Raw genomic sequence first — 23,138 nt, 5'->3', positions numbered from 1 at the left:
CGACCATGACCACGTCAGAAGCTGTCCACAGTTCGCCCCGCTCGTTCGCGCGATGTCCGAGGCATCGGGTTGCATGGGGTCATGAGCGACGAAGACCTGCCCACCACGGACCGCCAAGATCTGCGTACGGCCGCCGATGCCGTGCTCGCCCGCCTCGTCGGTGCCCCGGCGGGCGCGGCGCGGCTGCGCGAGGACCAGTGGCACGCCATCGAGGCACTGGTCGCGGACAAGCGCAGAGCCCTGGTGGTGCAGCGCACGGGCTGGGGCAAGTCCGCGGTGTACTTCGTCGCGACCGCGCTGCTGCGCGAGCGGGGCGCGGGCCCCACCGTGATCGTCTCCCCGCTCCTCGCGCTCATGCGCAACCAGGTCGAGGCGGCCGCCCGTGCCGGGATCCAGGCACGGACCATCAACTCCTCGAACACGGAGGAGTGGGACACGATCCGCCAGGAAGTCACCGCGGGCTCGGTCGACGTGCTCCTGGTGAGCCCCGAGCGGCTCAACAACCCGGACTTCCGCGATCAGGTCCTGCCCGAGCTGGCGGCCGCGACCGGTCTGCTTGTGGTCGACGAGGCACACTGCATCTCGGACTGGGGCCACGACTTCCGCCCCGACTACCGCCGGCTGCGCACCATGCTGGCCGACCTCCCGGCTGGCGTGCCGGTACTGGCCACCACCGCGACGGCCAACGCGCGCGTGACGGCCGACGTGGCCGAGCAGTTGGGCACCGGCGGCGGCACGGACGCGCTGGTCCTGCGGGGGCCGCTGGACCGGGAGAGCCTCAGCCTCGGCGTGCTCGAACTGCCGGACGCCGCCCACCGGATGGCCTGGCTCGCCGACCACCTGACGGAGTTGCCGGGCTCCGGGATCATCTACACGCTCACGGTCGCCGCCGCCGAGGAGGTCACCGCCTTCCTCCGCCAGTGCGGGCACACCGTGGCGTCGTACACGGGCAAGACGGAGAACGCGGACCGGCAGCAGGCCGAGGAGGACCTGCTCGCCAACCGGGTCAAGGCGCTGGTCGCCACCTCCGCGCTGGGCATGGGCTTCGACAAGCCCGACCTGGGCTTCGTGGTCCACCTCGGTTCGCCGTCCTCGCCCATCGCCTACTACCAGCAGGTGGGCCGCGCGGGGCGTGGTGTCGAGCACGCCGAGGTGCTGCTTCTGCCCGGCAAGGAGGACCAGGCGATCTGGGAGTACTTCGCCTCGGTCGCCTTCCCCCCTGAGGACCAGGTGCGCCGCACCCTGGACGTCCTCGCGCACGCGGAGCGTCCGCTGTCGCTGCCCGCCCTCGAACCGCTGGTGGAGCTGCGCCGCTCCCGGCTGGAGACGATGCTGAAGGTCCTCGACGTGGACGGTGCGGTTCGCCGTGTGCAGGGTGGCTGGATCTCCACCGGCGTCCCCTGGACGTACGACACCGAGCGCTACGCCTGGGTGGCCAAGCAGCGCGCCGCCGAGCAGCAGGCCATGCGGGACTACGTGGCGACGCCCGGCTGCCGCATGGAGTTCCTGCGGCGGCAGTTGGACGACGAAGAGGCCGTGCCGTGCGGGCGGTGCGACACCTGCACGAAGCCCAGGTTCACGGACTCCGTCTCCCCGGCGGCGCTGGACGCGGCGCGCGGTGAGTTGGGGCGCGCGGGTGTCGAGGTCGAGCCCCGCAAGATGTGGCCGACGGGACTGCCGGCGGTCGGTGTCAATCTGAAGGGACGTATTCCGGTCGGTGAGCAGGCCGCTGTGGGGCGGGCGTTGGGGCGGCTGTCGGACATCGGCTGGGGCAACAGGCTGCGGCCGATGCTCGCTCCCCAGGCCCCGGACGGACCGGTTCCGGACGATGTGGCGAAGGCCGTGGTCGCCGTGCTGGCCGACTGGGCGAAGGGGCCCGGCGGTTGGGCCTCCGGGCAGGCCGACGCCCAGCCCCGTCCGGTGGGTGTGGTCACCATGGCGTCCCGTTCCCGGCCGCAGTTGATCGGTTCCCTGGGCGCACGGATCGCCGAGATCGGCCGCCTGCCTCTGCTGGGCTCGGTGGCCTACACGGGCGCGGTGTCGCAGGTCACCCGGAGCAACAGCGCGCAACGGCTCAAGGCGCTCGACGGGGCGCTGACCGTGCCGCCGGAGCTTGCCGTCGCCCTCCAGGAGGCCGGCGGGCCCGTGCTTCTGGTCGACGATGCCACCGAGACGGGCTGGACGCTCGCGGTCGCCGCGCGCGTGCTCCGGCGTGCGGGTGCACAAGGGGTGTTGCCCCTCGTTCTCGCCGTCCGGGCGTGACCGGGAGACTGGCCGGGCGGGGCACTGTGGCACTTGGGCGTTGCCGACGAGTTCTCTGTGCAGGGATATAAGCAGTGAATCACCACAAAACTGCCAGTGGCCCCAATTGCTCGTTGCCGCAACCAAGTTCGCCAGGAAGAATTGGAGTCCGCTCCCCGCACGGCCTCCCGTGAATCGGCAGGGTTCCTGCTGCGGCGTGCGCTCCCCCAAGTCCGACCCCCGCCCGCAGTGGGCGCGTAGCCGAAGGGAGGATCGTGACCTTCGGATTCGCTCCGTCCTCGGCGGCCTCCGTGTCGACGTCTGCCGACCTGTCCGCCGCTTCCGCCAACCGGATGCTCGAGCCCGCGGAATGGGCCGCCGCGGGGATTCCGCTGCTGCGCAATCCCCGGGAGGTCGTCAGCGGGCTGCACGCGCGGCATCAGCCCCGGCCCGCGACGGCGGTCATCGCCGTCCTGGACCCGGACGAGCGGTTGAGAGCGAGCGCCTCGTTCATCCGGCGTCCGGCCCCGGCCGACGGCTGGATGTTCCGCAACGCGCTCCTCGCCCAGCTGCGGCGGGTCATCCCGCACGACCTGCGCCGGCGCACTCCGGTGCGCACCGCCGTGCTGCTCTACTGCCGTGACGGCGACGCGCGTTGGACGGAGGAGGACGGGGCGTGGATGTGGGGACTGCGGGACGCCTGCACACTGCACGGGCTGCGCTGCGGGGCGTACATCACGCTGACCCGTGACGGCTGGCAGGTCCTCGGCGAGGGCCGCGGCGGCCGTCGCCCCCACGCGGACTCACCGGCCGAGCCCTTCGCCACGGCCATGGCCCCACCGCCCATGCCGCGCACCGGGGGCGTCGCGTCCGAGGTCCTGCGCCGGGCCGCGGCACGCTGAGCCGCCTCGGCTGCGGTCCTGGCCTCGGACAGCGCCGACCCGCGCCCGGACAGAGCCGCCCCATGCCCACGCCCCAGCCCGCGAGGGCGTGGCAAGGGCCCTGAGCGGACACCATCCTCACCCCTGAGGCACCCCTGAGCCCCCTCACCAAGCACCTCCCGGGCATGCCGAAACACCCCGCGGGCACGCCGAAGCGCCCCGTCGCGGGGTGTGGCCGTCGTCCGGTGCCCTGATCGTTCTCCGGGCACGGACAGCTCCCCGGTGAGCCCTGACAGGCCCGACCGGGGCAAGGTCCGCAGTCGCTCAGACTCCGGCGCCCAGCACCGAGTTGATCGTCTGCGGGTCGCCGCACACGATCAACAGGGTCCGGGCCCGGCCGAGGGCCTTGGGCAGCGCCTGTGCGGTGACGGCGTCGGTTCCACCGTTGACGGCGACCACGACCACGGGGCGCGGCGCGGCCCGGTCGGTGGCCGAGGCATCGGCGTAGAAGACGTCGTCGCCCGCGTCGTGCTGCGCCCAGTAGGCCGTCTCACCGAAGGAGAGTTCGTGGTCGGCCCACGGGTGCGACTCGCCGGTGGTGATCACCAGCACGTCGCCGGGGGCACGGCCCGACTCCAGCAGCAGGTCGACGGCTTCCTCTGCGGCGTCCAGCGCGCCCTCGGCCGAGGCCGGGATCAGCTGGATCTGCGGGGTGGCGGCAGGAGCGGACGGCCCGGGCTTGACCGCGGCATGCGCCGCGCGCTGGGCCGGCACCGGCCGGGCAGGCCCCGGACGACCGGGCCGCGGCGGAGCCGCGGGACGGGGACCGGGTACGGGACGGGGGGTCGGCGCGACCCGGCCGCTGGCCGGAGTGGCACGCGGGCCCTGGGCACTCTCGTGAATCTGAGGCTCCTCGGGAAGGAGAGGCATGAGCTGATTTTTATCAAACGGCGGTGCGACACGCGTCGGCGGGTGGCACATGAGTGCGAACGAATCCGTCAGAAATCGAAGCCGAGCTGGCCCTCGATCTCCGGAACGCTTCCGTCCGCCCAGTTGCGGGCCTTCTTGAGATGCCGCCACTGGGGCAGCGCATCAAGATACGCCCACGACAACCGGTGGTACGGGGTGGGGCCCCGCTCCGCCAGCGCGGCCTTGTGGACAGGCGACGGATACCCGGCGTTGGCCGCGAAACCGAAGTCTGCATGGTCGACACCCAGTTCGGCCATCATTTTGTCGCGCTGAACCTTGGCGATCACCGAGGCGGCCGCCACGGCGACACAGGACTGATCGCCCTTGATCACCGTACGGACCCGCCAGGGTGACCCCAGGTAGTCGTGCTTGCCGTCGAGGATGACCGCGTCGGGCCGTATCGGAAGCGCTTCCAGGGCCCGTCCCGCGGCCAGCCGCAGCGCGGCCGTCATGCCCAGGTCGTCGATCTCCTCCGGGGAGGCATGACCGAGGGCGTGGGACGTCACCCACTTCAGCAGTTCCTCGGAGAGCGACTCGCGTCGCTTGATCGTCAGGAGCTTGGAGTCGGTGAGGCCCTCGGGCGGTCGGCGCAGTCCGGTGACCGCCGCGCAGACGGTGACGGGACCGGCCCACGCTCCGCGCCCCACCTCGTCGACACCGGCGATGACCTTGGCCCCGGTCGTGGCGCGCAGCGAGCGCTCGACGGCGTGAGTAGGTGGTTCGTACGGCATGGCGCCCTTAGCCTACGCCGCCCGCACCCCCGCCCGACACCCAGGTTTCCCGGGGCAACCTCAGCCCTCCCACGGACCCGCTTCAGACGCCTCGCCGATACAGCAGCGGCACCATCAACTGGTCGATCATCTCCTCGATGTCCCGCTCTCCCCATTCGCTCCCGCACATCTTGGAGCGATACATCATCATGGCCGGAATCGCGTCGAAGACATAGCCGTTGGCCGCGTCGGACCGCACCTCGCCCCGCCTGATTCCTCGCTCCACGACCTCTCTCAGTAGCTTGACCGTCGGCTCCACGACACCCCCGACGATCACGGCATGGAAGCGCTCGGCCTGGATGGTGTCGCATTCGTGAATCACCGATCGCAGTGCGAATCCGGGCCGCGAGAACATCGCCTCACGCGCCTGCCGGCACAGCTCCAGCAGATCCTCGCGCACGGTGCCGAGATCCGGCGCCTCCTCGAAACGCGGCAGCCCGGCCTTGAGCGCGTCGGCCACCAGGTCCTCCTTGGAGGGCCAGCGGCGATAGACCGCCGCCTTGCCCGTCTGGGCACCGGCGGCCACCCCTTCCATGGTGAGGCCGCTCCAGCCGACCGTGCTGAGTTGTTCGAGCGCGGCATCGAGGATCGCGCGCTCGAGCACGGCGCCGCGCCGGCGCGGGGAGGCCGTCCGATCGGGAGCGGCCGTCCAGCGCGAAGTGACCATCTGTGTTTCTCCGTTGAGCCGAGGGGTGGGGATACGAGAAGCGGAATCGGACGGGCGACGCACACCACGGCGGCGACTTCAATGAACGCTTGCGTTCACTAAGGGGGACTCACTACCGTTGTCGCGTCAGTGAACGCAAGCGTTCACTAAGGCACTTGTGGGGGACCCATAGTGACAACCTCTCCGTTGATTCAGGATCAGAAGCCGGGAGCCGCCCGCCGGGAGGGGCGCCCCGGCATCGCGCTCACCGTCATCGCGGCCTGCCAACTCATGGTGGTACTCGACGCGACGATTGTGAACATCGCCCTCCCGCACATTCAAGACGCGCTCAAATTCAGCACCACCGACCTGACGTGGGTGGTCAGCGCCTACACGCTCACCTTCGGCGGTCTGCTGCTCCTCGGCGGCAGGGCCGGTGACATCCTGGGCCGCCGTCGTGTGTTCATGACCGGCATCCTCGTGTTCACGCTCGCCTCGCTGCTCGGCGGGCTCGCCCAGGAGCCCTGGCAGCTGCTGGCGGCACGGGCCCTCCAGGGCGTCGGCGGGGCGATCGCGTCGCCGACCTCCTTGGCGCTCATCACCACGACGTTCCCCGAAGGACCCGAGCGGAACCGGGCGTTCGGCGTCTTCGCCGCGGTCTCCGCGGGTGGCGGCGCCATCGGCCTGCTCGCGGGCGGCATGCTCACCGAGTGGCTCGACTGGCGGTGGGTGCTGTTCGTCAACGTGCCCATCGGTGTACTGATCGCCGTCCTCACCCCGATGTACATCAGCGAGTCCGAGCGGCACCCGGGACGGTTCGACATCGCGGGCGCGCTCACCTCGACCGCCGGTATGGCCGCGCTGGTCTACGGCTTCATCCGCGCGGCGGAGGAGGGCTGGCGCGACAGCCTGACCATCGGTTCCTTCGCGGCGGCGGTGATCCTGCTGCTGACGTTCGGCCTCGTCGAGAGGCGGGCCAAGGAGCCCATCACCCCGCTGCGGATGTTCACCGACCGCAATCGCTCGGGCACGTACGTGATCATGCTGAGCCTCGCCGCGGCGATGTTCGGAATGTTCTTCTTCATCGTGCTCTTCGTGCAGAACGTGCTGCGGTACACACCGATCGAGGCCGGCCTGGCCTTCCTGCCGGTGACCGTCGCGATCGTCACGGGCGCCGGTCTGTCCCAGCGGTTCCTGCCGGTGCTCGGACCGAAGCCGTTCATGGTGACCGGTTCGACGCTCGTCGTGCTCGGTCTGACCTGGCAGACCTTCATCAGCCCCGACAGCTCCTACGTCGGCGGTGTGCTCGGCCCCATGGTGATATTCGGTTTCGGTATGGGCCTGAACTTCGTGACCCTCACCCTGACCGCCGTCTCGGGGGTCGCCCCGCACGAGGCGGGCGCGGCGTCCGGTCTGCTCAACGTCACCCAGCAGGTGGGCGGTTCACTAGGCCTGTCCATCCTCACCACGGTCTTCGGCACGGCCAGTCGTGACGAGGCGGGCAAGCAGGTGCAGCTCTTCATGGCGCAGGCGACGGACGAGCAGAAGGCCGAGTTCGCCAAGACCCAGCAGCTCCCGGCCCCCTGGAGCCACGAAGTGCTCTCCCACGGCATCTCCACGGCCTTCATCCCGGCCGTCGCGATGGCCGTACTCGCCCTGGCCACCGCCGTCGTGGTGATCAGGGTCCGCAAGAGCGACCTGGAAGCCCTCTCCGGGACGGCCGGCCCCGCCGCCGGAGGCTGAACGGGACGACCACTGAAGCGATCACGGCTGGACCACGCCCCAGGGAAGACGACGGGGCGTGGTCCAGCCGTGTGCGGCGAGACCGCGCGCCCTCGCCGCGCGCACCCCAGGGCATCGCCCCGTCCACGGCATCGCCCCGCCCCCACGACCTCCCAGCGCCGCTCGCCACGAATTCTCAGCGGTAGAACTCCGCGAACTCCGCACCCAACTCTCCGCACGCCGGATCGTCCGGCCCCGACACCGGCGGGCGCTCGTCCAGGATGCGCCTGGCCTCGGCCTCGCCCCAGCTCGTGGCGTACCAGGGAATGTGACCCCGCTCGTCCAGCGCCTCCTTGATGTCCCACAGCGCGCAGGACCGCATGGGCTCCTCCAGCCGGTCCAGGGCGGGCACCGCGTCGGCGGACAGCCCCTGCGCGTAGGGGAGGTCGAAGCGGCCCGTCGTCTCGTACCGCTCCACATTGCGCTCGGCGATCAGCGCGTCGGGCGACGCGAGCCCGAACACCAGCACCCCGGCGACGGCACTGGCCGCGACGGCACGCGGCAGCCAGCGGGCGCCCCACACCCCGGCGGCCATGATGAGCACGATGACCAGGCCCAGCCAGAGCTCCATGGTCAGCACCGAGATCCTCAGCCGCGTCAGCCCATAGGCCTCCACATACATGTCCATACGTCGCACAGCGGATGCCACGACAACGAGCGCCAGCGCGCACAGGGTTCCCAGCACACCGCGGACGAGCGTCCGGTCACTCGATCGAGTGCGCGGGGCCCAGCGCAGGGCGAGCACGATGACCAGCAGGGTGAGCAGTGTGGCCATGAGCAGCTGCCAGAACCCCTGGCGCGCGTACTGGGCGTACGTCTGGCCCGTCTCCTTAAGGACGGCGTCGTAGCCGCCGAAGAGCACGGCGAGCTGCACCGCGTTGAAGACGGCGAAGAGCCCGACGAGCCCGACCAGCGGCAGCGCCCATTCGACGCGGCCCCGGGCCCGGCCCGCTGGCACCTGGACGCGGTCCCAGCGGGCGGGCGCGGCCGCCGTACGGGCCGCCGCGAGGGTCCCGAACAGGCCCAGCATGAGCAGCAGGACCCGCCAGGGGCCGTCGGACACGGAGACGTCGGGCACCAGAGCGCCGAGCAGGTCCGCGAAGGCCGCGTCGGCACCGGCGAACAGCGCGCCGAAGACGAGCAGCAGGACCGCGGCCACGACGAGGGCCCTGAGCACGGGCGCCAGCCGGCCGCGGTCGCCGCCCACCCGTTCGCGTAGCCCCTGCCAGGCCCAGGCCGGGCCGGTGACCAGCGAGGTGAACACACCGATCGGGCCGAGCAGCACGGCGGGCCAGGTGCGGCCACCGTGCAGGGCGAGCGAGCCCGCCGCGAGGGCGGCGACGACGGCGAAGAACGTGGGCCACTCGGCGGCGTGCAGCGCGGGCACGGTCAGCAGGGCGATCCCGCCGACGCCCCAGACGAGCGCCCACGGGCGGGGGCGTCGGCCGGCCCGCCGGCCCGCGAAGTACACCGCGAGGGTGGCCGGCACGGCGACGACCAGGATGTTGACGGCCAGTCCCTGGCCCAGCAGCACCATGCTGAGGATGCCGGTCGCCAGGGCGGACCACAGGGTCGCGGTGCGGATCGGCGCGGGATCGTCGGGACCGAAGTCGATCAGTTTGGGCGCCGGGGGCGGCGGCCCCGGTGTCGGTATCGGTATCGCCGCGGGCCCGCTCGCCTTGCGGTCCGCTGTCGCGCCCTTGCGGTCCTGTGTCGCGCCCTTGCGGTCCGGTGTCGCGCCCTTGCGGTCCGGTGTCGCGCCCTTGCGGTCCGGTGTCGCGCCCTTGGGTGCGGCCGCCCCTGAAGGGCTCGCCGCGGCCCCGGCGCGTGCCCTGGGTGCCGGGCCTTCGGGCTCCGGCTGGGCTGGTGTTGACGGTGTCTCGGACATGGGACCCCCTCCCCCGACCGGCTCACCGCCCGCCGTACGCAGCGCGTGGCTGCGGCGGCAGGCCCGTGGCCGGTGCCTCGTCGCCGCGTCTTGCCATGATCAACAGGCGGCGTGGCGGACAGGGTACGCCGCGGGAGTGAGGGCATGGCCGACCGGAGAGCGCACTGTGGCACGCCTGTGACAGTCGGGACGATTGGGGTCGACGGGGCCTGGGAACATGGGTCCGCCCCGACCGGCTATTCCACCTGGAGCCAGTCCGGGAACGCCTCGGTCTGCTCCACCCATGCCTCGGGAGGTGTCCCCGCCTTCCCGGAGGCGATCACTCCGCCGACGATGGCGCAGGTCGTGTCGACGTCCCCGCCCACCTGGGCCGTCGTCCAGAAACCGCGTTCGTAGTCACCGAGGGCGCGCGCCGCCGACCAGAGCGCGAACGGCACGGTGTCGTGCGCGGTCGTACGCCGTCCGCAGCCCAGGACGGCGGCGACGGTGTCCGCGTCAGCGTAGTCGAGCATGTCCCGGGCCCGCCGCAGGCCCGCGCCGACGGCGCTCTTCGGGACGAGCGCGATGACTCCGTCGAGCAGCGCCCCGGCGCTCGGCGGTCCGGCCGGGTCCGCCGCGAGGGCGGCGGCAGCGGCGACGGCCATGGCGCCGACGACCGCCTCGCGGTGCTGGTGCGTGGGGTAGGCCGAGATCTCCGCCTGGTGGGTCGCCTGCTCGGGGTCGTCCGCGTACCAGGCGCCCAGCGGGGCGATCCGCATGGCCGCGCCGTTGCCCCAGGAGCCCTGCCCGTTGAAGAGCGCGGAGGCCAGCTCGCGCCAGTCGCCACCCTCCCGGACCAGTCGGAGCAGACGGTTGACCGCGGGGCCGTAGCCCCGGTCGAAGTCGTGGTGCACGGCGAAGGAGCGGGCGAGTTCGTCCTGGTCGATGCGGTGGTGGGCAGCGAGGACGGCCACGACGGAACAGGCCATCTCGGTGTCGTCGGTCCACTGCCAGGGGCCGGACGGGGTCGCACGGCGCTTGAGCAGCGGGTAGTTCACGGGCACGAAGTACTGCGAGCCCAGCGCGTCCCCCACCGCGAGCCCGCGCAGGCTGGACAGGGCACGCTCCAAGCGGCCGTCGGAAGAGAAGTCAGCGGTCATCGCCCTGCCACTCTATCCGGTGGCCCCGTACGACTCCGGGTCACGCCAGCGGTCGAACGGCCGGTCGAGCGTGTACTTGTCGTCCTCCCCGAGAACGAGCATGCGCATCTCGGCGTTCCCCGGGTTCGACAGCGACTCGAACTCGGCCACGGTCCAGTGGAACCAGCGCATGCAGAACAGCCGCATGGCGAGCCCATGGGTGACCAGCAGGACGTTCGGCGGGTGGTCGGGGTCCTCGAAACTGCGGAAGAGGCTCTCCAGGAAACCGCCGACCCGGTCGTACACATCGGCGCCGGACTCGCCCTGCGCGAAGCGGTAGAAGAAGTGCCCGTACGCGTCCCGGTATGCCTTCTGGAGGCGTACGTCGTCGGGGTCCTGCCAGTTGCCCCAGTCCTGCTCGCGCAGCCGGGGCTCCTCGCGCACCCGCACCTGTTCGGGGTCCAGATGGAACGCCTGGAACGTCTCGTGCGTACGGCGGTAGGGGGAGACGTAGACGCTGACGCGCTCGTGACCGAGGACGTCACGGACGCGTCTGCCGGTCTTCTCCGCCTGCCGCCAGCCGAGATCGGTGAGGGCGAGAGCATGGTCGGGCTCGCGCTCGTACACGGTGTCATCAACATTGCCCGTTGACTCGCCGTGTCGGACAAGGATGATGCGCCGTGGTCGTGCCATGCCAAGACCCTAAAGGGGACGGCGGCCGATCGAGCACTCGTCCGGCCGTCATACGGCGTAGGTCACACAAGTCCCGCACATCGACCGAGCGAGTTGGAAATCCAAACCGACTAGAGTCCGGACCTCAGACCGTCCAGCTCGGCTCCAGTTCCACGATGTCTCCCGTCATGGCGGCGACGTCCGCCTCGATCTGCGCCCGCAGGGCGAGCCGCTCGATGCGTTCGACGCGGTACTTGCCGTGCTCGGCGGCCGACTGCCACATGGAGAGGATCACGAACTCATGGCCGGGCGCCTCACCGAACAGGCCCCGCACCATGCCCGGGGAGCCGGCCATCGCGGGGTTCCAGACCTTCTCCTGCATGAGAGCGAAGTGTTCGGCGCGCTCCTCGTGGACACGGCAGTGCGCCACCCGTACGAGATCGCTGTCCGAGAAGCGCGGCTCGAAGCCGGTCTTCACATCGAAGCGGTGGTCGAAGAGCTTGACCTGCATGTCCTTGAACGTGCCGGACTGCGAGGCGGCCAGCCGGTCGTGGGAGCGCGCCATGAAGGAGTCGTAGAAGGCGCGGCTCTCCCAGAAGGAGAAGGTGTGCGCCACACCGGCCCGCCCCCGGCTCCAACCCCCGCCCTGTCCACGGAATCCCGGCTCCCCCAGTAGCCCCGCCCATTTTCGCTGCCCCCGCTCGAAACCGCGGCGGTCCACCACGGTGCAGCGAATCCACTTGACCAGCACCGCGCCATGGTAAGGCCACGGAACGTGGCGGCGGTCACTCTCCGGCCGGTTGCACCCGGGCGAGCGGACGCGCACGCATGCAAGGATGGACAACTGGCCTGGACCGCCAGGCAGTTCGGCCCGCACGCACAGGAGAACGGGGAGGAGAGTTCTGTTGAACGGCCTCAACAAGGGCATCCGCAAGGTCGAGGTGTCGCTGAAGTGGGACCCGAGCCCCGCCGGACAGCCGCCGACGGATCTCGACATCGTCGCGGCGACCTATTCGGCGGCCGAGCCGAGTGGCGGCCCCGCCTATGTCGTTCACTTCGACAGCCGCTCGCCCGACGGCACCATCACCCTCAACCGTGACAGCAAGAACGGCCAGGGCTTCGGCTGGGACGAGGTCATGACCGTCGAGCTGAACCGCCTCGACAGCCGCTACGGGCGGGTCGTCATCGGTGTCGCCATACAGCAGGGTTCCGGTCCGAAGACCTTCGTCAACGTCACCAAGCCCGGTCTGCGCATCCGGGAGGGCTACACCGTCCTGGCGGAGGACGACTTCGGCGGCGTACTCGGCTCCACCGCGGCGACCGTGGCCGATTTCGTCCGGGACGACACGGGCGAGTGGACCTTCCACCCCGGCATCACCGGCTACGACGAGGACCCGGCGACCTTCGCCCGCGTCATGGGCGGCCCGCCCCGGTCCTGACCCGCCGACCGACGACAGACCGAAGGCGGTGGAGCCTCACTTCGGCTCCACCGCCCTGTCACACCGGTTCGCGCCCGGGGGCGCTCAGATCAGCTGCAGCCGCTCGTCGAGCCGCAGCCCTCGCAGATGTAGCAGGAGCCGGCCCGCTGCATCTTCGTACCGCAGGAGAAGCACAGCGGGGCGTCGGCCTGGATGCCCAGCTGCATCTCCACCAGCTCCGCGCTGGTGTGGGCCTGCTTCGGAGCGGGCTTGGCACCCTCCTCATCGGCCTTCGGAGCGGAGACCGCCTTCAGCGACTGGCGCGGCGCCGACTGGGCGAGGCCCTCGACGTCGACCTCTTCCTCGATCGGCTCGTACGAGCCGGTCTCCAGGTGGCGCTGACGCTCCTCGGCGGAGTGGATGCCGAGCGCGGAGCGCGTCTCGAAGGGCAGGAAGTCCAGCGCGAGACGGCGGAAGATGTAGTCGACGATCGACGCCGCCATCCGCACGTCCGGGTCGTCCGTCATACCGGCCGGCTCGAAGCGCATGTTGGTGAACTTCGAGACGTACGTCTCCAGCGGAACGCCGTACTGCAGCCCCACCGAGACGGCGATCGAGAAGGCGTCCATCATGCCCGCGAGGGTCGAACCCTGCTTGGACATCTTCAGGAAGACCTCGCCCAGGCCGTCGTCCGGGTAGGAGTTGGCGATCATGTAGCCCTCGGCGCCGCCGACGGTGAAGGACGTGGTGATGCCGGGACGGCCCTTCGGGAGACGCTTGCGGACCGGGCGGTACTCGACGATCTTCTCGACCGTGGCCCGGATCGTCTCCTCGGCCTTCTCGGTGATCTCCGCCTTCTCCGTCTCCTTGGTCTTGGCGGAGAGCGGCTGGCCGACCTTGCAGTTGTCGCGGTAGATCGCGAGCGCCTTGACGCCGAGCTTCCAGGCCTCGAAGTAGATCTCCTCGACCTCTTCGACGGTCGCCGTCTCCGGCATGTTGACCGTCTTGGAGATGGCGCCGGAGATCCACGGCTGGATCGCGGCCATCATGCGGACGTGGCCCATCGGGGAGATGGCGCGCTCGCCCATGGCGCAGTCGAAGACCTCGTAGTGCCCCTGCTTGAGGCCGGGGGCGTCGATCACATTGCCGTTGTCGGCGATGTGGGCGACGATCGCCTCGATCTGCTCCTCCTGGTAGCCCAGGCGGCGCAGGGCCTGCGGGACCGTGCCGTTGACGATCTGCATCGAGCCGCCGCCGACCAGCTTCTTGAACTTGACCAGCGCCAGGTCCGGCTCGACACCGGTGGTGTCGCAGGACATCGCGAGGCCGATCGTGCCGGTCGGGGCGAGCACCGACGCCTGCGAGTTGCGGAAGCCGTTCTTCTCGCCGAGCCGCAGCACGTCCTGCCAGGCCTCGGTGGCGGCGGCCCACACCGGGGTGTCCAGGTCGTCCATGCGGACGGCCGTGCCGTTGGCGTCGGAGTGCTGCTTCATGACGCGGTTGTGGGCGTCCGCGTTACGGGCGTAGCCGTCGTACGGGCCGACGACCGCGGCGAGTTCGGCGGAACGCTTGTACGCCGTGCCGGTCATCAGGGAGGTGATGGCACCGGCGAGGGCGCGGCCGCCGTCGGAGTCGTACGCATGGCCGGTCGCCATCAGCAGGGCGCCGAGGTTGGCGTAGCCGATGCCGAGTTGGCGGAAGGCGCGGGTGTTCTCGCCGATCTTCTGGGTCGGGAAGTCGGCGAAGCAGATGGAGATGTCCATCGCGGTGATGACCAGCTCGACGACCTTGGCGAAGCGCTCGACCTCGAAGGACTGGTGGCCGAGACCGTCGTCCTTGAGGAACTTCATCAGGTTCAGCGAGGCGAGGTTGCAGGACGTGTTGTCCAGGTGCATGTACTCGCTGCACGGGTTGGACGCGGTGATCCGGCCGGACTCGGGGCAGGTGTGCCAGTTGTTGATCACACCGTCGTACTGGATGCCCGGGTCGGCACAGGCCCACGCGGCCTCGGCGAGCTTGCGGAACAGCGCCTTGGCGTCGACCTTCTCGATGATCTCGCCGGTCATCCGGGCGCGGAGGCCGAACTCGGTGCCGTTCTCCACGGCCGTCATGAACTCGTCGTTCACACGGACCGAGTTGTTGGCGTTCTGGTACTGGACGGACGTGATGTCGTCGCCGCCCAGGTCCATGTCGAAGCCCGCGTCGCGCAGGGCGCGGATCTTCTCCTCCTCCTTCACCTTGGTGGCGATGAAGTCCTCGACGTCCGGGTGGTCCACGTCCAGGACGACCATCTTGGCGGCGCGGCGGGTGGCGCCGCCCGACTTGATCGTTCCTGCGGACGCGTCGGCACCGCGCATGAAGGAGACGGGACCGGAGGCGTTGCCACCGGAGGAGAGCAGCTCCTTGGAGGAGCGGATGCGGGAGAGGTTCAGGCCGGCGCCGGAGCCGCCCTTGAAGATCATGCCCTCTTCCTTGTACCAGTCGAGGATCGACTCCATGGAGTCGTCGACGGCCAGGATGAAACAGGCCGAGACCTGCTGGGGCTGCGGGGTGCCCACGTTGAACCACACGGGGCTGTTGAAGCTGAAGACCTGGTGCAGGAGGGCGTACGCCAGTTCGTGCTCGAAGATCTCGGCGTCGGCGGGCGAGGCGAAGTACTTGTTGTCCTCGCCGGCCTTCGTGTACGTCTTCACGATGCGGTCGATCAGCTGCTTGAGGCCGGTCTCGCGCTGGGGGGTGCCCACGGCACCGCGGAAGTACTTGCTGGTGACGATGTTGACCGCGTTCACCGACCAGAAGTCGGGGAACTCGACGCCGCGCTGCTCGAAGTTGACCGAACCGTCGCGCCAGTTGGTCATGACGACGTCACGCCGCTCCCAGACCACCTCGTCGTACGGATGCACGCCGGGGGTGGTGTGGATGCGCTCGATACGCAGGCCCTTGCTCGCCTTCGTGCCCTTGGCGCGGGAACTCCGTGCCGGACCGCTCGCCGTCTCTGTCATGCCGCCTCCCTGTACGGGCGAAAACGCCCTGAAGTGCCACGTTGTTCCCATGGCACGGTGTTTCTGTCTTGTGCCGCGACCCGGCTGACACAGCCGTTCGCGACAGGTCTGGATCGCCGCCGATCGTCCGGACCCACTGGTCCGGCGGTGCGGCACGCCGTCAGTCGGCGGCGTCGGCGGGCACGGGGACCTGGGCAGTCCCTCCGGACCCGCGGTCGTTCTCCTGGCGCTCCGCGACCGCGATCTCGACGTCGTCGTCGTTCGCGCCGGGGCGCTTCTCCTGCTCTTCCCTGAGTTCCGCGATGGCGGCCTCGAAGTCCTCCAGCGAGTCGAACGCCCGGTAGACCGAGGCGAATCGCAGATAGGCGACGAGGTCGAGTTCCTGCAGCGGGCCGAGTATGGCCAGACCCACGTCATGGGTGGTCAGTTCGGCGCTCCCGGTGGCGCGCACCGCCTCCTCGACCCGTTGGCCGAGCTGGGCGAGCGCGTCCTCCGTGACAGGCCTTCCCTGGCACGCCTTGCGCACGCCGTTGATGACCTTGGTACGGCTGAAGGGCTCGGTCACGCCGGACCTCTTGACCACCATCAGCGAGCACGTCTCCACCGTCGTGAAACGGCGGGAGCAGTCGGGACACTGGCGGCGCCTGCGGATCGACGTGCCGTCGTCCGTCGTACGACTGTCGACGACACGGCTGTCGGGGTGCCTGCAGAAGGGACAGTGCATAACTCCAACCCTCCTCACAGCACGACTCAATAGCCCCCACGGGCCACTTGGGCCCCGCGGAAGCAGCCCCAAGCATAGGGGATGACCAAGAGCCCTAAGACCCGGGGGACCACAACTTCTGGGCTGTTACGGCAATCCAAGCACTAGATGTAGGGCTTGGCACGTAAATCCACCCGCAGCGCGCGTGTCGCCCACGTATTGGCATGTGCCAGACGGTGACACCGTCGCGGAGCGCATCCCTACCGTCGCGTAGCGGTCGCGGATACGGTGGGGCGCAACGGAAAAAGGGGTCGGTACCCGACCGGCGAAGTGCCGGGTGGCAGACTGACCCACGCGGCGACAGGGGCCCACAAGGCCCTCCGCCCCGGCGGTGAAGAGTACAGCAATCAGCGCTTTTGTCCGCCGGAGCCGCCAGCCCTACACCCAGACACATGGTCACGTCCGGTAATCCACGGTTTTTCACTCGAACGTGTGTTTGGCGCAACCTTTCGAAAGCAACTACCGTTGTGCTGCACGGGAGACCATCGAGAGGGGCCGACGTGACCACCACCGCTGACAGTGCCACCATCACTGCCCAGGACCGCTCCCAGAGCCGACTCGAGCCGGTGCATGCGATGAACGAAGCCACGAACCATGAAGGGCCCAAGCGAGCCCTGCCCGGCCGACCTCCAGGCATCAGGGCAGACAGCTCCGGGCTCACCGATCGGCAGCGCCGGGTCATCGAGGTGATCAGGGACTCGGTGCAGCGGCGGGGATACCCGCCGTCGATGCGGGAGATCGGCCAGGCGGTCGGCCTGTCCAGCACGTCCTCCGTGGCACACCAGCTGATGGCACTGGAGCGCAAGGGCTTCCTGCGCCGCGACCCGCACCGCCCGCGTGCGTACGAGGTCCGCGGCTCCGACCAGTCCTCGGCGCAGCCCACGGACACGGCGGGCAAGCCGGCCGCGTCGTATGTGCCGCTGGTCGGCCGGATCGCCGCCGGTGGCCCGATCCTGGCCGAGGAATCCGTCGAGGACGTGTTCCCGCTCCCCCGCCAGCTGGTGGGCGACGGCGAACTCTTCGTCCTGAAGGTCGTGGGTGACTCGATGATCGAGGCCGCGATCTGCGACGGGGACTGGGTGACGGTCCGCCGTCAGCCCGTCGCCGAGAACGGCGACATCGTGGCCGCCATGCTGGACGGCGAGGCCACGGTCAAGCGCTTCAAGCGCGAGGACGGCCATGTCTGGCTGCTCCCGCACAACGCCGCCTACGAGCCCATCCCGGGTGACGACGCGACCATCCTCGGCAAGGTGGTGGCCGTTCTGCGCCGCGTCTGACACCCAGCGGCGGACGGTCGCCCGTGCCCCGTCCCCGCCCCTGATCCGGGCCCCGGAATCCACTGCGCCGGTTCCGGGGCTCCGGCCTGTCCGGCCCACCGCGGAAGCCCGGTGCGGGCCCTGAGACTGTCGCGCGGAACGCTTGTGCGGAACTGTTGCGCGGAACGGCCGGTGGCCTGTCCCCCGAACGATCGGGACAGGCCACCGGCCGTTCGTCATGCCTTTGCCGCCTCCACCGTCTCGGCTTCCTTCTCCTGGTCCTTCGCCGCTTCCTTGTCCTTCGCCGCGCTGTCGATCGCGGAGAGCGACTTGCGGACCTGATTGCGGTCCGTCGTGTACCAGAAGTCGGGCAGCGACGCCTTCAGATAGCTGCCGTACCGAGCGGTCGCCAGCCGCTGGTCCAGTACGGCGACCACGCCACGATCCCCCTGCGCCCGTACGAGGCGGCCGGCGCCCTGGGCCATCAGCAGGGCCGCGTGGGTGGCGGCGACGGCCATGAAGCCATTGCCGCCCGCCTCCTCCACCGCCTTCTGGCGGGCGCTCATCAAGGGGTCGTCGGGGCGTGGGAACGGGATCTTGTCCATGACGACCAGCTGACAGCTGGTGCCCGGCACGTCCACGCCCTGCCAGAGCGAGAGCGTGCCGAAGAGGCAGGTCTTCGGGTCGGCAGCGAAGCCTTTGATCAGCTCACCGAGCGTCTCCTCGCCCTGGAGCAGGATCGGGTACTCGGGGATCCGGACGCGCAGCTCCTCCGCCGCCAGCTGGGCGGCCCGCATCGATGAGAACAGGCCGAGCGTGCGCCCGCCAGCCGCCTGGATCAGCTCCGTGAGCTCGTCCAGCATGTCCGCCCGGTCGCCGTCGCGCGCGGGACGCGACAGATGCTTGGCGACATAGAGGATGCCCTGCCTCGGGTAGTCGAACGGCGATCCGACGTCCACGCCCTTCCACTGCGGAAGGTCGTCCCCCTGAGTACCCTCCGGCGCCAGCCCCAGTGACGCACCCACACCGTTGAAATCGCCGCCCAGCTTGAGCGTGGCCGAGGCCAGGGTGACGGAGCGGTCCGCGAAGAGCTTCTCCCGGAGGAGGCCCGACACGGACATGGGGGCCACACGCAGGGACGCGCCGAAACGGTCGTGGCGTTCGTACCAGACGACGTCCCACTCGGACCCGTTGCTGATCCGCTCCGCCACGTCGTGCACGCTCTCCACGGCCGCCAGCGCCTGCTTACGGACGGCGTCCTCGTCCTGGACGGACTTGTCGCGGGTGCTGCCGATCGCCGAGATCACCGCGCGGGCGGCATCGCGCAGCGCCATGAGGACGTACGCCAGGTCCTCGGGGACCTCCTCCAGACGGCCGGGCAGAGCCAGCTCCATGACTCGCTCGAATCCCTCGGCGGCGGTCTGGAGCTGGTCGGCGACCTTCTCGTTCACGAGCTTCGCCGACCGCTTCACGGCGCGGTTGACCTGGCCGGGCGTGAGCTCGCCGGTGGCCACGCCGGTCACCCGGGAGACGAGTTCATGCGCCTCGTCCACGATCAGCACCTCGTGCTGCGGGAGCACCGGCGCGCCCTCGATGGCGTCGATCGCGAGCAGTGCGTGATTGGTGACGACCACCTCGGCGAGCTTGGCGCGCTCCCGGGCCATCTCGGCGAAGCACTCGGCGCCGTACGCGCACTTCGTGGCGCCCAGGCACTCCCGGGACGACACGGAGATCTGGGCCCAGGCACGGTCGGACACACCTGGGGTGAGGTCGTCCCGGTCGCCGGTCTCGGTCTCCTGCGACCAGTCCCGCAGGCGCAGCAGGTCCTGGCCGAGCTTGCTGGAGGGCGCGGCCGCCTCGAACTGGTCGAAGAGTCCCTCCTCCTCGTCCTGCGGGACGCCTTCGTTCAGGCGGTGCAGGCACAGGTAGTTCGACCGGCCCTTGAGCATCGCGAACTCGGGGCGGCGGCGCAGCAGCGGATGCAGCGCGTCGACCGTTCTCGGCAGGTCCCGCTCCACGAGTTGGCGCTGCAGCGCCAGGGTCGCGGTCGCCACGACGACGCGCTCTCCCTGGGCGAGGGCGGGCACCAGGTAGCCGAGCGACTTTCCGGTGCCGGTGCCTGCCTGGACCAGCAGATGGGAGCCGTCGTCGATCGCCTCCGCGACGGCTTCGGCCATGGTCACCTGGCCGGGGCGCTCCATGCCGCCGACAGCGGTGACGGCGGCGTGCAGGAGTTCGTGGAGTGAGGGCTTCGTCATAGCGCGACCACCCTACGGGTCACCACTGACAAACGGGTGAGCAAGGCGGAGGCATGGGGCGTGAGGGGCGGGATCAAGACCGGTTCTCTTCGACGGGGAGGGCCGATTCTCGGCGGCCGGAAATCGAGTCGGCTCGATCGGGAACCGCATCGGCGCGGGCGGTGTACCAGAAATGACGGCGTCACAGCAGATCCACATCGGATCTAGATCGGATCTACATCAGATCGCGCAGCAACCGGTCCCTGACCATGAGGGCGGCCCGTTTGTCGGGCAGGTCGACCTCTGCGGAGAACCGGAAGCCTGCGCTCAGAAACGCGGAGACGGAGGGAAAGTTGCGCAGGTCGGGTTCCGCGATCACGCGGGCACATGAGGGTCTTCTGTCGAGGACGAGATCGGCGACGGCACGCAGCAGGGTGGAGCCGAGACCCCGACCGCGGTCGGCCACGGGTCCGATGAGGAGATGGATGCCGGTGTCGTGCGGGCGGGCCGGGTAGTGGCGGGCGATGGGGTCGAGATCCGCCCGGTAGATCTCCCAGTAGCTCATCGGGGTGCCGTTCAGCAGTCCGAGGCAGGGCAGGCTGCGGCCGTCTCCGCCGAGTTGCGACCGGAGGTGGTTCGCGGTCACGGCCTCGGGGCCGGCGAGCTTCCAGGAGGAGGCCACCGCCGAGTCGTTCATCCAGTGGGCGATCAACGGCAGCTCCCGTTCGAGGCGGACAGGGACGAGACGCAGGGTGCCTGCCGGGGTGACGACCGGCCCCCAGTCGGCGAGATGGTCGAGCAGTTCGCCGCCGGCCGAGGGCACCTCCTGTCCTGCCTCGGTCCGGCTGCCGTACTCGTCCCCGCCACCGCCACCGTCCTCGTCTCCGTTCTCGGCGAGGAGGGCGAGGAAGTCGTCGGGCAGGCGCAGTTCGAGCGTGTCCTCATTGCTCGTCGGGGCCGAGGCGGTGTCGGTGCTCGCCGGGGTGCTCGCGTCGGTGGGAGGCACGGCGACGCTCCTCTCAGGAGATCGGGTGGGTCATGTTCCTCGGGGCTGAAGGGAGTAGGAGTACGGAGTCGGGTGGGCTGAACAGGGGCGGGGGCCGGTCAGCGGTGAAGGGGATTGGCGATGGTGACGTACACGGACTGGGTGTCGACCGGGCCGACGAGCTCGTCGAGACCGTGGAGACGGGTCAGGAGGTTGGCCTTGCAGCGCAGCACGGGTGAGTCGAGCAGCCGGGCCGGCAGGGTGGTGTTCAGCCGGGCGGGGCTGGTGGCGGCATCCATGAGGAAACGGCGGAAGGCGGCGAGCAGGAGCCGTTCGTCACCGAGACGCTGGGAGCCGAAGGCACCGATGAGACCGAGCACGTTGTTGATACCGAGGTAGTAGACGAACCGTTCGTCGGTGACCTCGTCGGAGACGAACGTGTCGCTGCGCTCGCCGATGCCGGGCAACCGGGCCGTGAGCTCCGCACGGCGGGACTCGCGGAAGTAGTAGCCCTGGTTGTCGCGGTACCGGCCGCCGATGGGCCAGCCGTCGGGGTCCAGCAGGACGAGCGTGTTCTGCTGATGGGCTTCGAGAGCGATCCCGACCTCGCTGTCCAACCACAACACGGGCCGCACGACCCGCTCCAGATAGCGCAGGAACCACTCGACGGCGACGGCGTCCCGGGGGCGGCCGGTGCGCCCGGCGAGGCGGGAGAGGACATCGGCGAGGCGCGACCGCAGGGTGAGGTCGAGGTGGCCATCCGGAGCGGCACCGCGGCCCTGCCGGTCGGGGTTGTCGAGGCGCCCGGGGTCCTGGCCCTCGGGGCAGGGCCGCGTCTCACCGAGGTGGCCCGCGGTGAGCCCTGCGCGCTGCTCACCTCGGGCGTACGGCCTCGGGGACACCAGTCCCGCGACGCAGGACGGGTCGTCCGCCGGGCCGAAGGGGTTGTGCCGGATGACCACGTCCAGCCCGGGGAGAGGGTCGCCGTCCGGTGCGGTGACCGCGAGCCAGGCCGGGTCGCGGACGATGTCGAACCCGGGATGAACGGCCTGCCACTGCTCGGTGAGGCCGGTGCGCAGCAGACGGTGGACCTCCACACCTCGGTGGAGTTCCTTGCGGAGATTCTCACGACGGGAGTTGGTGATGCGCAGGCCCAGCGAGAGCTTCAGCATCGCGGGGACGCCGGTGCGGTGAACGGTGCGGACGGAGGAGGTGGGATGCCAAGGGTCGCCGTGCGGCCCCAGGTCACGGAGCAGACCGGCGTCGAGCAGAGCGGCGACGGGCGGGCGGTTGCGGACCTCGCGGGACTGCCAGGGGTGCAGGGGCAGGGCGGCGTAGCCCTCCGGGAGGGGCAGCCCTGGGCCGGCCAGGCGTGCGGTCAGCTGCTCGGCGGGGATGACACGGCCGCGCTCGGTCCATGCCGAGTCGGTCGACAGGACGGAGGGGGCGACAGCCATCCAGTGCAAGGGGAAGGAGCCGCGCGTCTCCGGTGAGTAGAGCCGGGCTTCGGCCTCGGAGAGCCCCTGCCGGCTCTTGGGGGTCGGGTGCAGGGGGTGACCGAGAACGAGAGCCTGCTCCGCCGCGAGGAAACGGTCCGGATGGTCGGTGGGTGCGGTTCGGCGCTCGGCGATGAACACGGCGATACGGCGGGCTGAGTCGGCGACTCTGGCGACCAGGTCGAGAGGGGCCGGTCGGTCCGTGGTGGGGGACGCGGGGGTGTGCGTCGGCGTGGGTCGGGGCTCGCGCGTGGCTGGTTCGTGTGCGCCTCGCGCGGTGGTCTCCCTGGCCAGCAGGGTCGCCAGCGTCCTGGCGTCGACCGGGGGTGCGGTCTCGGGGGTGCCGGCGAGACGCGGGAGGCCGAAGCGGTGCCAGCCGGTCGGGGACCAGTAGCGCACCGGGGCATGGAGTGTCGTGCCGGTCGTGGGGAGCGGGATGCGGAGGGTGCCGTCCTGAGGAGAGGAGAGGTCGTGTTCGCGTACCCAGCAACGCAGCAGGTTCTCGACCGCTGCCGCCTGGGCCGCGGTGTGTGGATCGGGGTGGTGCAGGGGGTCGGTGGCGGACTCGGGCGGAGGCTCGGTGTTCCGGTTTCCGTCGATGACTGGAGCGGGGGCCGAGGGGACGCGCGGCTGACCTGGCCCGGTCGGACGGTGAGCCGGAGGGTGCGCGAGTGCGGCTTGGCCGGGGATCGGCTGGGCGGAGGGCGGAGCCGGCGCGGGTCGGGAGGCCGGTGGGTCGACCGGAGCGGGTGATGGCTCGGCGCTCGGCGGGCCCGGGGGCATGGGGATGCGGGCTGCCGTCGTGTCGTGTTCGTGGGTGGGGGCCTCGGAGGCGGAGAGCGGGTTCAAGGCGGTTCCTGGGGGTTGCTCGTGCGGGAGGGCAGTCGCGGGGGCGTGCGGTCGAGCGGGATGGGACGTGTGCGAGGTGGTGCGGGCGAGGGTGGGACGGGGCTTGTGCGGGAGGAGGCAGGGCGGTGGCGCCATGGGGACTTGGGCGGGCGGAGGGCGGGACGG

At 70.4% G+C, this 23,138-nt stretch carries 17 protein-coding genes; 5 read left to right on the top strand and 12 right to left on the bottom strand.

The window, feature by feature from the left end; translation table 11 throughout:
• Positions 1 to 81 precede the first annotated feature (81 nt).
• Both ACZ7MG_RS27535 and ACZ7MG_RS27530 read left to right on the top strand, forming a co-directional pair.
• Positions 82 to 2,262, top strand: a complete 2,181-nt coding sequence (locus ACZ7MG_RS27535) for a RecQ family ATP-dependent DNA helicase (RefSeq protein ID WP_471384804.1) — start codon at positions 82 to 84, stop codon at positions 2,260 to 2,262.
• A 254-nt stretch (positions 2,263 to 2,516) separates the two neighbouring features.
• Positions 2,517 to 3,143, top strand: a complete 627-nt coding sequence (locus tag ACZ7MG_RS27530) for a hypothetical protein (protein WP_086756937.1) — start codon at positions 2,517 to 2,519, stop codon at positions 3,141 to 3,143.
• A gap of 303 nt (positions 3,144 to 3,446) precedes the next feature.
• Here the strand turns inward: ACZ7MG_RS27530 and ACZ7MG_RS27525 are convergent, their stop codons facing one another.
• The 3 genes from ACZ7MG_RS27525 to ACZ7MG_RS27515 form a co-directional block, all read right to left on the bottom strand.
• Complete coding sequence (locus tag ACZ7MG_RS27525; RefSeq protein ID WP_471384806.1) at positions 3,447 to 4,052, bottom strand: hypothetical protein; 606 nt, start codon at positions 4,050 to 4,052, stop codon at positions 3,447 to 3,449.
• 68 nt (positions 4,053 to 4,120) lie between these two features.
• The gene (locus tag ACZ7MG_RS27520) at positions 4,121 to 4,822 is read right to left on the bottom strand and encodes a ribonuclease HII (RefSeq protein ID WP_471384808.1); all 702 of its coding nucleotides are present in this window, start codon (positions 4,820 to 4,822) and stop codon (positions 4,121 to 4,123) included.
• An 82-nt stretch (positions 4,823 to 4,904) separates the two neighbouring features.
• Positions 4,905 to 5,528 (bottom strand): TetR/AcrR family transcriptional regulator, encoded by a 624-nt coding sequence (locus ACZ7MG_RS27515; RefSeq protein ID WP_471384810.1) that lies wholly within the window; start codon positions 5,526 to 5,528, stop codon positions 4,905 to 4,907.
• 171 nt (positions 5,529 to 5,699) lie between these two features.
• Between ACZ7MG_RS27515 and ACZ7MG_RS27510 the strand changes: the two genes are divergently transcribed.
• Entirely contained in the window at positions 5,700 to 7,250 is a 1,551-nt protein-coding gene (locus ACZ7MG_RS27510; RefSeq protein WP_471384812.1) for an MFS transporter, read from the top strand.
• A gap of 175 nt (positions 7,251 to 7,425) precedes the next feature.
• Here ACZ7MG_RS27510 and ACZ7MG_RS27505 read toward each other — a convergent pair whose 3' ends face one another.
• The 4 genes from ACZ7MG_RS27505 to ACZ7MG_RS27490 form a co-directional block, all read right to left on the bottom strand.
• On the bottom strand, positions 7,426 to 9,177 hold the full coding sequence (locus ACZ7MG_RS27505) for a DUF4153 domain-containing protein (protein WP_471384814.1): 1,752 nt from the start codon (positions 9,175 to 9,177) through the stop codon (positions 7,426 to 7,428).
• A gap of 236 nt (positions 9,178 to 9,413) precedes the next feature.
• Positions 9,414 to 10,316 (bottom strand): ADP-ribosylglycohydrolase family protein, encoded by a 903-nt coding sequence (locus ACZ7MG_RS27500; RefSeq protein WP_471384816.1) that lies wholly within the window; start codon positions 10,314 to 10,316, stop codon positions 9,414 to 9,416.
• A 12-nt stretch (positions 10,317 to 10,328) separates the two neighbouring features.
• Positions 10,329 to 10,988, bottom strand: a complete 660-nt coding sequence (locus tag ACZ7MG_RS27495; RefSeq protein ID WP_471384818.1) for a histidine phosphatase family protein — start codon at positions 10,986 to 10,988, stop codon at positions 10,329 to 10,331.
• A gap of 124 nt (positions 10,989 to 11,112) precedes the next feature.
• Entirely contained in the window at positions 11,113 to 11,718 is a 606-nt protein-coding gene (locus ACZ7MG_RS27490; protein WP_471384820.1) for a YdbC family protein, read from the bottom strand.
• Between the two features lie 154 nt (positions 11,719 to 11,872).
• Here ACZ7MG_RS27490 and ACZ7MG_RS27485 point away from each other — a divergent pair, with 154 nt between their 5' ends.
• Positions 11,873 to 12,406: a TerD family protein gene (locus ACZ7MG_RS27485; RefSeq protein ID WP_471384822.1), complete on the top strand. Its 534-nt coding sequence runs from the start codon at positions 11,873 to 11,875 to the stop codon at positions 12,404 to 12,406.
• An 89-nt stretch (positions 12,407 to 12,495) separates the two neighbouring features.
• Here the strand turns inward: ACZ7MG_RS27485 and ACZ7MG_RS27480 are convergent, their stop codons facing one another.
• Positions 12,496 to 15,387: a vitamin B12-dependent ribonucleotide reductase gene (locus tag ACZ7MG_RS27480; protein WP_471384824.1), complete on the bottom strand. Its 2,892-nt coding sequence runs from the start codon at positions 15,385 to 15,387 to the stop codon at positions 12,496 to 12,498.
• Between the two features lie 160 nt (positions 15,388 to 15,547).
• The gene (nrdR, locus tag ACZ7MG_RS27475; protein ID WP_471384826.1) at positions 15,548 to 16,111 is read right to left on the bottom strand and encodes a transcriptional regulator NrdR; all 564 of its coding nucleotides are present in this window, start codon (positions 16,109 to 16,111) and stop codon (positions 15,548 to 15,550) included.
• A gap of 539 nt (positions 16,112 to 16,650) precedes the next feature.
• Between nrdR and lexA the strand changes: the two genes are divergently transcribed.
• Positions 16,651 to 17,427 carry a transcriptional repressor LexA gene (gene lexA / locus ACZ7MG_RS27470; protein WP_020114122.1) on the top strand — a complete coding sequence of 259 codons (777 nt, stop codon included), beginning with the start codon at positions 16,651 to 16,653 and terminating at the stop codon, positions 17,425 to 17,427.
• Positions 17,428 to 17,642: 215 nt separating this feature from the next.
• On the opposite strand, the gene ACZ7MG_RS27465 is transcribed toward lexA, so the two are convergent.
• The 3 genes from ACZ7MG_RS27465 to ACZ7MG_RS27455 all read right to left on the bottom strand — a co-directional run bounded on the left by ACZ7MG_RS27465 (position 17,643) and on the right by ACZ7MG_RS27455 (position 22,907).
• Entirely contained in the window at positions 17,643 to 19,664 is a 2,022-nt protein-coding gene (locus ACZ7MG_RS27465) for an ATP-dependent DNA helicase (protein ID WP_471384828.1), read from the bottom strand.
• A gap of 214 nt (positions 19,665 to 19,878) precedes the next feature.
• Complete coding sequence (locus tag ACZ7MG_RS27460; RefSeq protein ID WP_471384830.1) at positions 19,879 to 20,649, bottom strand: GNAT family N-acetyltransferase; 771 nt, start codon at positions 20,647 to 20,649, stop codon at positions 19,879 to 19,881.
• Between the two features lie 98 nt (positions 20,650 to 20,747).
• On the bottom strand, positions 20,748 to 22,907 hold the full coding sequence (locus ACZ7MG_RS27455) for an IucA/IucC family protein (protein ID WP_471384963.1): 2,160 nt from the start codon (positions 22,905 to 22,907) through the stop codon (positions 20,748 to 20,750).
• Positions 22,908 to 23,138: the final 231 nt, after the last annotated feature.

Source organism: Streptomyces sp. NPDC107538 (genome assembly GCF_055657445.1).
This window is presented reverse-complemented; position numbering and strand designations above follow the sequence as displayed.